The organism is Kitasatospora sp. NPDC054768 (assembly GCF_053612025.1).
Genome location: NZ_JBSHBN010000214.1, coordinates 1 through 13494, shown reverse-complemented (window position 1 = coordinate 13494; position 13494 = coordinate 1). Strand labels below are relative to the sequence as shown.

Here is a 13494-nt window from a genome sequence, read left to right as displayed (position 1 = left end):
GCCGCCGGGCCCGGGGCAGGGCGCGATGAGCCTCGACCTCGACCGGGCCCCGGAGGCCGCGTCGGCGGCCAACGGCGCACCGCCCGGGCCGGACCAGGACGGGCCGTCCGGTCCGGACGACAGCGCACCGTTCGGTCCGGCCCCCGACCAGCTCTGGGAGCGGCTGCACCGGGTCGAACGGCGGGTCCGCGCCGCGGTGCGCGAGCGCCGGGCCGACGACCCGGACCCGGACGACCCGTACCGTGGTCAGTACCTCGGCCCGGAGGCGGTGGAGCGCATCCTGGCGGCCTCCGCCACGGTGCACCGGGCCGCCCCGGACCCCGGCGACGGCCCCGCGCCGCCGCCCGGCTCCCGGCTCGGGCGGCTCAGCGCCGCCTTCGGACTGCTCCCGGTCGACCTCGACCTGCTGCTGGTGGCGCTCGCCCCGGACCTCGACTCCCGCTTCGAGCAGCTCTACGGCTACCTCAACGACGACCTGACCCGCCGCCGGGCGACCATCGGCCTGGCCCTCGACCTGTGCGGACTGCCCGGGGCGGGCGCCGGCCGCTTCCGGTTCTCCGTCCGGGCCCCGCTGATCGCCGGCGGCCTGCTGGAGATCACCGAGCCGGACCGCCCGCTGCTCTCCCGCACCCTGCGCGTCCCGGACCGGGTGACGGCCCATCTGCTCGGCGACGACGAGCCGGACGGCACCCTCGCCGGGCTGGCCCGCCGCGTCGGGCCCGGGCGCCGCTCCCACCAGCCCCTCGAACAGCTGCGCGTCCTGGCCGCGGACGGCGGGCTGGTGCACCTGCTGGACCGGGGCGGGCACGCCGGCCCGCTCGCGGTGGCGGCCCTCGCGGCCGACGGCCCGCCGCCCCTGGTGGTCGACGCCGCCGCGCTCGCCGCCCGCCCGCCGGAGGCCACCGTACGGGTGCTCGCCCGTGAGGCGCGGCTGGGTGGGGGCGGCGTGGTGCTCGGACCGCTGGACCGGTTCGAACCCGAACGGCCCGAGCGGGCCGCGCTGCTGCGCGAGCTGTGCGCGGAACTCGCCGGTGTCCCGCTGGTCGTGCACGGCCCGCAGGTCTGGGACCCGGCCTGGGCGGCGCGGAGCCCGGTGGTGCTCACCGTCCCGCCGCCGGGCGCGCGCGACCGGGCCGGGCAGTGGGCCCGCGCGCTGGGGGCGGCGCCGGATGCTTCGGAGCCGGGTGCTTCGGAGTCGCGCGAGGAGCAGGACGAGGAGTTGCCGGAGGAACTGGCCGAGGCGGTGGCCGCCTACCGGCTGGACCAGGAGCAGCTGGCCCGCGCCGCCTCGGTCGCGGCCCGGCCGGCGGCCGCCGCGCGGCGCCCGGTCCGGGCCGAGGACCTGCGCACGGCGGTACGGGCGCAGAACGCCGCCGGACTGGCCCGGCTCGCCCGCCGGATCGAGCCCGCGGTCGGCTGGTCCGACCTCGTCCTGCCCGCCCCCACCGCGGGCCGGCTGCGCGAGCTCGTGCTGCGCGCCCGGCACCGCGACCAGGTGCTCGGGCAGTGGCGGATGCGCCCGGGCGGTGGCCGGGGCAACGGCGTGATCGCCCTGTTCGCCGGGGAGTCCGGCACCGGCAAGACGATGTCGGCCGAGGTGGTCGCCGCCGAACTGGGCATGGAGCTGTACGTGGTGGACCTCTCCACCGTGGTGGACAAGTACATCGGCGAGACCGAGAAGAACCTGGAGCGGATCTTCACCGAGGCCGCGCAGGTGAACGGCGTCCTGCTGTTCGACGAGGCGGACGCGCTGTTCGGCAAGCGCTCGGAGGTCAAGGACTCCCGGGACCGCCACGCCAACGTGGAGACGGCCTACCTGCTCCAGCGGATGGAGTCCTTCGACGGGATCGCCGTGCTGACGTCCAATCTGCGGGCCAACCTCGACGAGGCGTTCACCCGGCGGCTGGACGTCATCGCCGAGTTCCCGCTGCCGGACGAGGCGCAGCGTCGCCTGCTCTGGGACCGCTGCCTGGGGCCGCTGGTGCCCCGCGGCGACGACCTCGACCTGGACTTCTGCGCCCGGAACTTCGAGCTCACCGGCGGCTCCATCCGGGCCTGCGCGGTCTCCGCGGCGTATCTGGCCGCCGGGACGGGCGCCCCGCTGGGGATGGCGCAGCTGGTCTCCGCGGTGGTCGGCGAGTACCGCAAGCTCGGCCGACTGGTGCTGGCGAGCGAGTTCGGGCCGTGGCTGGGCGCGCTCGGGGACACCGGGCACGGCTGACCGCCCCCGGGACGGCGGGGCGGCGGGGGCAGCCCGGGACGTCCGGGGCGCCTGCGCGGACGTCCGGCGGTGTCCGCCGGGGGCAGCGGTTCCTGCCCCCGGTCCGGGACCCGCGGACATGTTTCCGGGTGACGTCCGGGCAGCAGACTCGGGGGCGAATGACCGGCGCAATGCTTGACCAGCCGAAGGAGCGCGTATGCCGTCGTACCTCACCCCGGGCGTGTACGTGGAGGAGGTCCAGTCCGGTGCCCGGCCGATCGAGGGCGTCGGCACGGCCGTCGCCGCGTTCGTCGGCTTCGCCGAGACCGGGCCCTTCCACGAGCCCACACTGGTGACCAACTGGGACCAGTACGTCCAGCGGTTCGGCGGCTTCACCGAGGGCACCTACCTGGCGCACTCGGTGTACGGCTTCTTCGCCAACGGCGGCGGCTCCGCCTACGTGGTGCGGGTCGGCGACCCGGCCCGGCAGGCGCCCGGCGCCGCCCCCGCCGTCACCGCGGCCCCGCCCGTCGAGATCGCCGGGTTCCTCTTCTCCGCCCGGCCGGGCGCGGGCGCCGAGGTGTCCGTCGAGGTCGCCGACCCGGAGGGGGAGAACGTCCCCGAGGACCGCTTCCGGCTGCTGGTGCGCCGGGGCGCGGAGGTCGCCGAGACCTACGACGTCTCGACCCGGAAGAGCACCAAGGGCTACGTCGTCACCCAGCTGCGCGAGTCGAAGTTGGTCGCCGTCGCCGAACAGCCCGGCACCGCGCCGAGCCGCCCCGAGCGCCGCACCCACGCCCTGGCCGCCGCGCCCGCGCCGGCCGCGGCCCCGGTGGGCCGGCTCGACCCCGCCGAGTACGTCGGCGACGCCGCCGCCCGGACCGGCTTCGGCGGCCTGGAGGCGATCGACGAGATCACCATGGTCGCGGTGCCCGACCTGATGAGCGCCTACCAGCGCGGCGACCTCGACGACGAGGGCCTGCGCACCGTCCAGCTGGCGGTGATGTCGCACTGCGAGCAGATGGGCGACCGGATCGCCGTCCTGGACCCGCCGCCCGGCCTCAACGCCCAGCGGATGCGCACCTGGCGCAACGACGAGGCGGGCTTCGACTCCCGCTACGCCGCGCTCTACTACCCGTGGATCAAGGTGTTCGACCCGGCGAGCGGCCGCAACGTGCTGGTCCCGCCGAGCGGGCACGTCGCCGGGGTGTGGGCGCGCAGCGACGCCGAGCGCGGCGTGCACAAGGCGCCCGCCAACGAGGTCATCCGCGGCGCGGTCGACCTGGAGCTGCGCCTGAGCAAGGGCGAGCAGGACCTGCTGAACCCGATCGGCGTCAACTGCGTCCGGGCCTTCCCCGGGCGCGGCATCCGGATCTGGGGCGCGCGCACCCTCTCCTCCGACCCGGCGTGGCGCTACCTGAACGTGCGCCGGCTCTTCAACTACCTGGAGGAGTCCATCCTCCTGGGGACCCAGTGGGTGGTCTTCGAACCCAACGACGACCGGCTGTGGTCCAGCATCCGCCGGAACATCACCGCGTTCCTCACCGAGGAGTGGCGGCGCGGGGCCCTGTTCGGGCAGACCGCGGCCGAGGCCTTCTACGTCAAGTGCGACCGCGACAACAACCCGCCGGAGTCCATCGACCTCGGCCAGGTGATCTGCGAGATCGGCGTAGCCCCGGTGAAGCCCGCGGAGTTCGTGGTGTTCCGGCTGTCCCAGTTCTCCGACAGCACGAGCCTCGTCAACGAGTGACCGGCCCGGTCGGCACCACACCCCTCGGCGCCACTCCTCGGCACCCCTCGCATCGGAAGGTGACACAAACCCATGGCTGAAGGCGATCCGCTCTCCACACATATCTTCGGCGTCCAACTCGGCGGCTACAACGTCGAGTCCGTCAAGGAGATCAGCAACCTGACGGTCGAACAGGACGTCGTCGAGTACAAGCAGGTGACCCAAGAGGGCAAACTGATCGTCCGCAAGCAGCCCGGCGCCCGGCTCCCCGGCGAGGTGACCATCACCCGCGGCCTGGACAAGAGCGGCGCGTTCACGGACTGGATCAAGGAGACCCTCAACAACGGGGCGATCAACACCGCGCGGCAGAACCTCACCATCGAGGTCAAGGACACCACCGGTGCCACCCTGCGGCGCATCCAGCTGACCAATGCCTGGGCGAGCCGCTGGGAGGGACCCACCCTCAGCGCCGGCGAGTCCAGCGCCGCCACCGAGACCGTGACCATCGTGTTCGAGGAGATCTCGGTCGAGTGAGGCGGAAGATCGGCCTGGAGGAGCTGCTGGAACGCGCTCCGGCCCCGCAGAACACCGCGTCGCCGCAGCAGGCCCCGGCGGCAACGGCGGCGCAGCCCCGGGCGCGGGCGCCGCACACCGAGTTCGAGTTCGAGCTGCCGCTCGGCTACGTCGACGACGAGGGCACCGTGCACCGGCACGGTGCCATGCGCCTGGCCACCGCCCGCGACGAGCTGATGCCGCAGATCGACCTGCGGGTCAAGGAGAACCCGGCGTACCTCAGCGTGGTGCTGCTCAGCCACGTGATCACCAGGCTGGGCGACATCACCGACGTGCACGCCGGGGTCGTCGAGCGGATGTACGCCACCGACGTGGCCTTCCTCCAGGACCTCTACCAGCGGATCAACAGCGAAGGCCACACGCGCGCCGCGGTGACCTGCCCGCACTGCGACGGCGCCTTCGAGGTCGACCTCGCCGGTGGGCGCCTGGGGGAATCGTGACGTACGCGCCTGCTCGGCTGTACGAGGAGATCGCGTACATCGCCTTCCACTTCCACTGGCAGCGGGAGGACATCCTCGACCTGACCCACCGTGAACGCGGGCAGTGGGTCAGGGAGATCGCGCGGCTCAACACCCGCATCAGCGAAGGCGGGTGAGCCGGGTGGGGCTTCGGGACTGGATCGGCCGCCGCAGGGGCGGCGAGGGCGCCGTCAACGGTGCCGCCTCCGGTGCCGCCTCCGATGACACGGAGGCGGCCCGGGGCGCGGGCGAGGCCGCTCGGCGGCGCCCGGCGGCCGGGGACGGGGGCTGGCGCGCGGTCGCGCCGCTGGTCCCGACCCTGGCCGGGCCGGCCCACGGCGTCAGCGACGGCCTGAGGTTCCGCGCCCGGCTCACCGCCTGGCAGGACCCCTCACTCTGCGGTCCGCTCGGCCACGCGGTCCTGCCGACCGCCCCGGTCGGCATCCTGCGGGCGGTGGCGAGGCCGGGCGCCCCGGCCCCCGTCCGCACGGGCGGGGACGAGTTGGTCGTGCCGGTCGTGCCGAGCGAGGCCGGGGCCGAAGAGCCGCCGGAGAACGGGCCGTCGGGCGCGGCGCGGTCGCCGCGTCAGGCGCGTCCGGTCCAGCGCTCCGTCCGGCTGCGCCGGCTTCCGGTGCGGTCCGGGCCGCACCCGGCCCGCGTGGGTGGGGCCGACTCGCGCGCGGCGGCCGAGCGCGCCGACAGCGGTGTACCGAGGCCCGCCGCGGCGACACCCGGCACGGAGGCGCCCGGTGCGTCCGTGCCCGGTGGGTCGAAGTCCGCTGCGGTGCGGGGAAGTTCGCCGAAGCCCGAAGGGTCGCAGGCCGCCAGTGGCCCGCTCGGTGCGGCGACGCCCGAAGCGGCCGCCGCCCCGCGCCCGAACCACTCGGCGGTCCGGGCCGACCGGCCGGTGCGGCCGCGTCCCGTCGGGGCCCCGCTGGTCGTGGCCCGGCGGCCCAGCCTGTTGCCCGCGCGCCCCGTGGCGGCCGTCCCGGGGCAGGTCAGGGCGCCGGCCGCCGTCACCGAACCGGCGAGCCGGGGTGCGGGCGCGCCGCGGCCCGCGGCGACGACGGAAGAGACGGCCGAGGGCACGCGCCGCCCGTCCGCGAGCGGCGCAGCCGCCGAACGGCCGGCGCCCGGCCCGGCCGACAAGCCCGCGTCCACGCGGAACGGGCCGACCGACAACCCCGCGTCCACGCGGAACGGGCCGACCGACAACCCCGCGTCCACGCGGAACGGGCCGACCGACAACCCCGCGCCCACGCGGAACGGGCCGACCGGCGGCACCCCCGTCCAGCGCGCCGCCGCGCCCGGCACCGCCGCACCCGCCCGTCCGGTTCTCGGCGCGCCGCTGACCGCGCTGCCCGCGAGCGCCACGCCTCTGGCCGTCGACGGCCCCCGGGCCTCTGGTGCCGCCTCGGCCGGGCCGGCCATGCCCGTCGTTCCCGCCGACGCGGGGTCCACCCGCGCTGGGACGGGCGGCTCGGCCGATGCCCGGCCGGCCGGAGGCGGGGGCCGGGACGTCGCCGGTGCCGCCCGACGTACCGCCACGGTCGGCGAGCCCGCCCGCCCGGCACCCGCCCGCCCCGAGCACGGGGGCGCGCCCGTTCAGCGAGTGCGGTCCGGGGCCGGTACGCCCGCACCGTCCTCGTCCTCGTCCCCCGATCGCGCCCTGCCGGGCCGGCCCGCTCCAGCCCCTGTCGGCCGCAGCGGGCCCGCCGAGGGCGCGCCCGTTCAGCGCGCACTGCCCGGGGCCGGTACGCCCGCACCGTCGACTCCGACCCCCGACCGTGCCGCACCGCTCCCGCCCGACCCGACCCCCACCCGTACGCGCGGGGGCCTGGGCGCGCCGCTCGACGCGCTGCCGCCGACGGCGGCCGTGGCCGGGGGCACCGCTCCGCTGCTCGGCGGGCGCCGACCGGTCCGGCGGATCGCGGCCCCGGCGACGGGTGACGCGGCCTCTGCCGCCGCCCCCGCCGCAGTCTCTGCCCCCACCTCGCCGGTGGCCGGTGAGGGGCTGCCCGTGCAGCGCGCCACCCGGAGCCCCGGCGACGGCCCGGCCGAGGCGACGTCCCCCGTCCGGAGCGGTGATGACGGGCGATCGGCCGGTCCGGCCGTCCCGGCCACCCGGAGCATCCCTGCCACCCCGACCATCCCCGCCGGCCCGAGTGCTCCGACCGCCGGTGGCCGCCGGGCGCACCCCGGTGCGGATCGCGGCCTTCGTGGACCGGCGGCCGGACGCCCGGCGCCCTCCGGCGCCCCGCAGGGCACGACGGGTGCCTCCGTCGCGTCGGCCTCCGGCGGCGGACCGGAGCGGCAGCCGGGAGCCGCCGCGCAGCCGACCGGTCCCGGGACGCGCCCGGCGGGCGCCCCGCGCGCCGGCGGCAACGGTCCGGTGGTGCCCGTGACGGTTCCGGCGCGCCGGTCCTCCGGCGGCCTGGGCGTGCAGCGAGCCGTTCGACTCATCGGTCAGCGACGCGGGCTGCTCGGCGACCGCCGGATGACGGTCGCCCTCGCCACTCCGCCGGCACCCTTCGCGCCCGTTGCCGCCGCTCCCTCCGGCGGAGGCGCCGGGTCGGCGCCGACGCCACCCGTGGTCCGGGCCGCCTGGCCCCACGCTCTCGTGTCCCGTCCGAACGGCGAGGTGCCGGCCGCGCCAGTTGCACCGGCCGCTGCCGCTCCGCGCCGCTCGGGTGCTCAGGCGCGCCGCTCGCCGGGCACCGGCGCCGGAGGCGGCGGTGCCGCAGCCGGGGAGTCCGCCTCGCCGGGGAGTGCGGAGCGCCCCTCCACGCCGGGGGCGGCCGCGCCGCGCGGGGTCGTGGCCGCGGTGCAACGGGTGTTCTCCCGGCGCCCGTCGGAACGGCCGGTCCGACGGACGGCGGCCGGGCACCCGGCCGTCGTCGATCACCCGTCAGCGGTCGGAGGCCCGGCGGCACCTGCCGCCGTCCCGGCCACGCCCGCACCGGCGGGTCCACCGCGCGTCCTGCCCGGTCAGCCCCGTGCGGCAGTCCTGAACCCCGGTGTCCCGGCGCCGCCGCGGCCCGGCGCCACGAGCGCGGGCCTCCCGGACGTGCAGCGGTCCGCCACGCCGAGGTCCGGTGGGCACGCGAACCCCGGCGCCCCCGGTTCGCCGTTCGCCACGGCGAGCGCCCCGCGCCCGCCGGTCGTCCGGCTCAGGCCCGTGGCGGGCCCGTCGGTCCAGCGCCTGTCGGCCTCGTCCCGGCCTCCGCAGCCGTCCCCGATGCCGCCACCCGCCGTCGCGGCCCCGGCGGGCACGAGCCGGGCACCGGGCTCGCAGCCCGCCACCGCGCTCGTCGTGGCCCGGGCCCTGCCCGCCGGGCACGCCACCAGCGCCCCGTCCGCCCCGTCCGGCCCGTCGGCCCTGTCCGCCTCGCCCGCGCCGTCCGCACCGCCGTCGCCCGCCACGGCCCGGCTGTTGCAGCGGGTGGCCGAGCAGTCGGGACTGACGGGGGTGCCGCTGACCGCCGTGCCCGCGCGCACACCCACCACGGTGCAGCTCGCCGGGCCGGCCCGAACCGCCACCCCCGGTACCCCGCCCGCCGCGAGTACCCCCGGCAAGGCCCCCGCCGGGCCGGGCGCCGAGCGGCGCGCCGACCCCGCCGACCTCGACGAACTGGCCCGCCGCCTGGTCGAACCGGTCGGCCGGCTGCTGCGCACCGAGGTGCGCAGGGGCCGGGAGCGCAGCGGCAAACCGTACGACATGCGCCGCTGAGCCCGGCCCGGACCGGAGGCCGGACCGCGCGCCGGCCCGCGGAACGGCCAACGCGGGCCGGGGCCGCGGACCAGAGCGTGGACCAGGCGGACGGCCGACAGCAGGCCGCAGCAGCGACGTGACCGGAAGCAAGGAGCAGAAGCGATGACCGACACCATCTTCGCGTCCAGTGTGTTCTTCAGCCTGACCATCGGCGGCAACGACCTGGGCGACTTCACCACCTGCTCGGGACTCGGCGCCCAGGTCGAGATCGAGCAGTACGCGGAGGGCGGCAACAACGGCTTCGCCTGGCAGCTGCCGGGCCGCATCACCTGGTCGAACATCACGCTGACCCGCGCGGTCACCGCCGACACCACGAAGATCGCCCGCTGGCTGTCCGAGATCGTCCGCAAGGTCGAGCCGAAGGACGGCGAGATCGTGGCGCTGCGGCCCGACCTGAGCCGGATCGTCGGCTGGCAGGTGCTCGGGATCGTGCCGGTGCGCTGGGAGGGGCCCTCCTTCGATCCCGCCAACTCCCAGGCGGCGATGGAGACCCTGGAGATCGCCCACGCGGGCCTGCGCCCCTCCTGACCCCACCGCCCATCCGGCTCACCGGGCCGGCCCGGCCCACCCGATCCACGGAACCCACCCCACAGCCCGACCCACGGAAGGAGCACCAGGATGTCCCCGGCGGTCCCCGCCAGCGTCACCCGGGCCCAACTGACCATCATGGAGCCACCGTCCACGGTCGGCGCCCAGCCCGGCGGCACGCTCGCGCAGCTCCGGCTCCAGTTCAACCCGGCGACCCTGGTGCTGAGCAAGACCACCGAGTGGCGGCGCACCCCGTCCCGGATGGCGGGCGAGTCCGCGCTGCCCGAGTTCGTCGGCAGCGGTCCGCGCTCGCTCTCCCTCGACGTGTTCCTGGACTCCACCGCGACCCACGACAACTCGGTGGAGCGGGCGGTGGAGCAGCTGATGACGGCGTGCGTGCCCACCCCGGCCAGCCTGGCGCGCAAGACGCCGGCCAGCCCGTGGATCCGGCTGGACTGGGGCACCCTGAAGACCACGTCGTTCAACGGGGTGCTGACCGGCCTCTCGGTCACCTACTCGCTCTTCGACGTCGACGGGAAGCCGCTGCGGGCGGTCTGCTCGCTGACCATCGACGAGGCGAGCGTCGACCCGGCCGGACAGAACCCGACCTCCGGCTCGCCGGAGGCCCGCAGCACCCACCGGGTGATCGCCGGCGACAGCCTGCCGATGCTCGCCTGGCGGGCCTACGGGGACGCCACCGCCTGGCGCGCCATCGCGGAGGCCAACGACATCGACGATCCGCTGGCGCTGGTCCCCGGCGCGGAGCTGATCGTGCCGGGCATCGAGGAACTCACCCAGAGCCACACCCAGAGCCATACCCGGAACCAGGAACCCACCCAGGGCGGACGGCCATGACCACTCCCGAGGCCCGCGGCGGCCGCTCCTTCGCCGCCGACCCCGTCGTCGAGGCGCCGGGCCCGCTGCCGCCGATCTGGGTGACCCAACTGGTCTCCTGCGACATCGAGGAGAGCGTCGGCCTGCCCGACACCGCGGTGCTGTCCTTCCGGGACGCCGACCACACCTTCCTCTCCGCCACCGGGATCACCATCGGCACCCCGCTGAAGGTGTCCGTGGTCACCGTGCAGGGCAACACCCGGGCGCGGCTGTTCACCGGCGAGGTGACCGCGCTGGAGCTGGAGGTGGACACCACCGGCTCGTACACCGTGGTGCGGGCCTCGGCGGTCACCCACCGGCTGATGCGCGGGCGCCGGGTGAAGGCCTTCCGGAACATGACCACCGCCGACATCGTCCGCCAGGTCGCCTCGGGCGCGGGCCTGACCTGCGGCACGGTCGACTCCTTCCCCGTCGTCCACCAGCAGCTCTCGCAGGCGAACGTCCCGGACTGGGAGTTCCTCCAGTTCCTGGCCCAGGAGAGCGGCGCCCAGGTGCGGGTGGACGACGACGGGAGGCTGGAGTTCGTCCGGCCCGACCCCGCCTCCGGCGCGCCGGCCCCCTCCACCCCCGCGCCGCAGAACCCGCTGGTGCTGGAGTACGGCCGCAACCTGCTGGAGCTGCGCGGCGTGCTGACCGGCGCCGGGGGAGCGGACACGGTCGAGGCGCGCGGCTGGAACGTCACCACCAAGAGCGCCCTGGTCGCCACCGAGCCGGCGGTGACCTCCCGTACCGTGCAGCCGGGGATGAGCCCCTCGGTGGTGGCCTCCGCCTTTCCCGGCCGGTCCCGGCTGACCGTCGCCGACACCCCGTACCGCACCCAGGCGGAGACCGCCTCGGTGGCCCGGTCGCTGGCCGCCTCGGTGGCGGCCGGCTTCGGCGAGCTGGAGGTGGTCGCCGAGGGCAACCCGCGGCTGCGGGCGGGCACCGCGGTCGCGCTGGGCAACGTCGGCGCCGCCTTCTCCGGCCGCTACACCGCCACCGGGGTGCGCCACCTGCTCGAACCGTTCCGCGGCTACCGCACCACCGTCGTGGTCAGCGCGGCGCCCGACCGCTCGCTGGCCGGGCTGACGAGCGGCGGCAACGCCCCGCCGCGCGGGCCCCGGATGCCCGGCCTGGCCGTCGCCGTGGTCACCGACGTCCGGGAGCCGGGCGGCGGGCAGCGCGGCTGGGTGAAGCTCAAGTTCCCCTGGCTGGACGACACCTACGTCTCCGACTGGGTGCGCACCGTGCAGTGGGGCGGCGCTGGGGGCGGCGGCGTGGTCAGCCCCGAGGTCAACGACGAGGTGCTGGTCGGCTTCGAGCAGGGCGACCTGGACAGCCCGTACGTGCTGGGCGGGCTCTACAACGGTGTGGACCGGCCCTCCCCGCACGACGTGCCACTGGTCGACGGGGCCTCCGGCAAGGTCAACCGCCGCTCGGTGGTGTCCCGTTCGGGCCACCGGATGGAGCTGCTGGACGTGCCGGGCGGCAAGTCCGGCGTCCACCTGGCGAGCGGTGACGGGAAGCTGGAGGTCAGCCTGGACCAGCAGCGCGGCGAGATCGTGCTGACCGTCCACGGCCCCGGCGGCGCGGCCGGCAGCACGGTACGGCTCTCCTCCTCCGGCATCACCCTGGACGCGGGCACCGGCGCGGTGAACGTGCGCGGCGGATCGGTCACCGTCCGGGGCACGACGTCGGTCACCGTGGACGGTGGCGCCGAGGCGGTGCTCAAGGGGGCCTTCGTCCGGATCAACTGAGCCGCCGATCGACCGGCGACAGACCGGAGACAGACCGACGATCGACTGATGGAACGTCAAGAACCAATGGCAGTATGGCGAGTGCCCGCGAACACCGGGCACCGCAGGAAACGGAGACCGCAGATGCCCCCCGCAGCCCGGACCGGCGACATGACCGACCACGGCGGCGCCCTCACCACCCCGCCGCCGGGCGCCCTCAAGGTGGCGACCGTGCTGATCGGCGGCCGCCCCGCCGCCGTCGTCGGCACCGTCCACGCCTGCGTCGTCCCCCCGCACCTGGCCCTGGGCCCCGGCAACCTGGTGCTGCCCTCCCCGGGCGCGGTGACCAGGGGAGTGGTGCTGATCGGCGGCCTGCCCGCGGCCCGCATGGGCGACAAGACCACCTGCGGCGCCACCGTCACCACCGGCGCGTTCAACGTGCTGATCGGGGGCTGAGCATGAGTGGCAGCTTCATAGGACGCGGCTGGGCCTTCCCGCTGCGGGTGAACGCCACCGGCGGCATCGCCATGGTGGAGCGCGACCGGGAGCTCGCGGAGGCGATCCGGCTGATCCTCGGCACCGCCCCGGGCGAGCGGCCGATGCGCCCCGAGTTCGGCTGCGGCATCCACGAGTACGTCTTCGCCCCGGGCGACAGCACCACCGCCGGGCGGATCGCCCGCGAGGTGCGCATCGCCCTGGAGCGCTGGGAGCCGCGGATCGAGGTCGACGACGTGGTGATCGCCTTCGACAGCGCCGAGGAGGGCACCCTCTACATCGACGTCCACTACACCGTGCGGGCCACCAACGACCGCCGCAACCTGGTGTTCCCCTTCTACACCATCCCGGAGCACCCGGGCGCGGACGCCCTCGACACGGTCGGCGGGGGTGCGCGCTGATGGCCCTGCCCTCCCCGAACCTGGACGACCGCCGCTTCCAGCAACTCGTCGACGAGGCCAAGCGCTACGTCCAGCAGCGCGCCCCGGAGTGGACCGACCACAACGTCTCCGACCCGGGCGTCACCCTGATCGAGACCTTCGCCTACCTGGTGGACCAGCTGCTCTACCGGCTGAACCGGGTCCCGGAGAAGAACTACGCGGCCTTCCTCGACCTGCTCGGCATCCGGCTCTTCCCGCCCGCCGCGGCCCGGGCCGAGGTCGACTTCTGGCTCTCCGCCCCGCAGTCCGAGACGGTCCTGCTGCGGGCCGGCACCGAGGTCTCCACGCTGCGCACCGAGACCGACGACGCGGTGGTCTTCTCCACCGCCGAGGACCTGCCGATCGTCCCCAGCTCGCTGGAGCGGCTGGTCACCGTCTCCGCCTCCGGCGAGCAGTCCGACGGCACGGCCCGGCTGGCCGACGGCGCGGACGTGCCCTGCTTCCAGGCGCGCCCGGCGGCCGGGGACGCCATGCTCTTCGCCCTGCCCGCCGTCGTGCCGCGCTGCATCCTGATCGTCCGGCTGGACAGCCGGGTGGAGGGCGTCGGCGTCGACCCGCGCCAGCCGCCGCTGGCCTGGGAGGTCTGGGACGGCGCGCGCTGGATCGCCTGCGAGACCGGCAGCGACACCACCGGCGGCCTCAACCGGCCCGGCGAGGTGGTCGTCTTCGTGCCCGCCGGGCACACCGCCT

At 76.1% G+C, this 13494-nt stretch carries 12 protein-coding genes; all 12 read left to right on the top strand.

Annotated features, from left to right (window positions below; genetic code table 11):
* Window positions 1–25: 25 nt before the first annotated feature.
* On the top strand, window positions 26–2221 hold the full coding sequence (locus tag ACWGKU_RS37400) for an ATP-binding protein (RefSeq protein WP_452191746.1): 2196 nt from the start codon (window positions 26–28) through the stop codon (window positions 2219–2221).
* A 196-nt stretch (window positions 2222–2417) separates the two neighbouring features.
* Entirely contained in the window at window positions 2418–3950 is a 1533-nt protein-coding gene (locus ACWGKU_RS37395; RefSeq protein WP_380552541.1) for a phage tail sheath family protein, read from the top strand.
* Between the two features lie 72 nt (window positions 3951–4022).
* Window positions 4023–4463 carry a phage tail protein gene (locus ACWGKU_RS37390; protein WP_030290301.1) on the top strand — a complete coding sequence of 147 codons (441 nt, stop codon included), beginning with the start codon at window positions 4023–4025 and terminating at the stop codon, window positions 4461–4463.
* A complete protein-coding gene (locus tag ACWGKU_RS37385) occupies window positions 4460–4942 on the top strand; it encodes a hypothetical protein (RefSeq protein WP_452180809.1) in 483 nt (160 codons plus the stop codon). The genes ACWGKU_RS37390 and ACWGKU_RS37385 overlap by 4 nt, the downstream gene beginning before the upstream one ends.
* On the top strand, window positions 4939–5097 hold the full coding sequence (locus ACWGKU_RS37380; RefSeq protein ID WP_359897849.1) for a DUF6760 family protein: 159 nt from the start codon (window positions 4939–4941) through the stop codon (window positions 5095–5097). Before ACWGKU_RS37385 ends, ACWGKU_RS37380 begins: the two co-directional genes overlap by 4 nt.
* Before the next feature lie 3101 nt (window positions 5098–8198).
* Window positions 8199–8690, top strand: coding sequence for a hypothetical protein (locus tag ACWGKU_RS37375; protein ID WP_452191745.1), 492 nt, complete (start codon window positions 8199–8201; stop codon window positions 8688–8690).
* Between the two features lie 144 nt (window positions 8691–8834).
* Window positions 8835–9260, top strand: coding sequence for a phage tail protein (locus ACWGKU_RS37370; protein ID WP_452181018.1), 426 nt, complete (start codon window positions 8835–8837; stop codon window positions 9258–9260).
* 90 nt (window positions 9261–9350) lie between these two features.
* Window positions 9351–10115, top strand: coding sequence for a CIS tube protein (locus ACWGKU_RS37365; RefSeq protein ID WP_359897846.1), 765 nt, complete (start codon window positions 9351–9353; stop codon window positions 10113–10115).
* Complete coding sequence (locus tag ACWGKU_RS37360) at window positions 10112–11890, top strand: VgrG-related protein (RefSeq protein ID WP_452181019.1); 1779 nt, start codon at window positions 10112–10114, stop codon at window positions 11888–11890. The genes ACWGKU_RS37365 and ACWGKU_RS37360 overlap by 4 nt, the downstream gene beginning before the upstream one ends.
* A gap of 123 nt (window positions 11891–12013) precedes the next feature.
* Window positions 12014–12325 (top strand): PAAR domain-containing protein, encoded by a 312-nt coding sequence (locus tag ACWGKU_RS37355; protein WP_452181020.1) that lies wholly within the window; start codon window positions 12014–12016, stop codon window positions 12323–12325.
* A 2-nt stretch (window positions 12326–12327) separates the two neighbouring features.
* The gene (locus ACWGKU_RS37350) at window positions 12328–12765 is read left to right on the top strand and encodes a GPW/gp25 family protein (protein ID WP_387684353.1); all 438 of its coding nucleotides are present in this window, start codon (window positions 12328–12330) and stop codon (window positions 12763–12765) included.
* Window positions 12765–13494 (top strand): putative baseplate assembly protein (locus tag ACWGKU_RS37345; protein WP_452191743.1); only part of this gene is annotated, 730 nt, incomplete at its 3' end. The genes ACWGKU_RS37350 and ACWGKU_RS37345, both read left to right, overlap by 1 nt.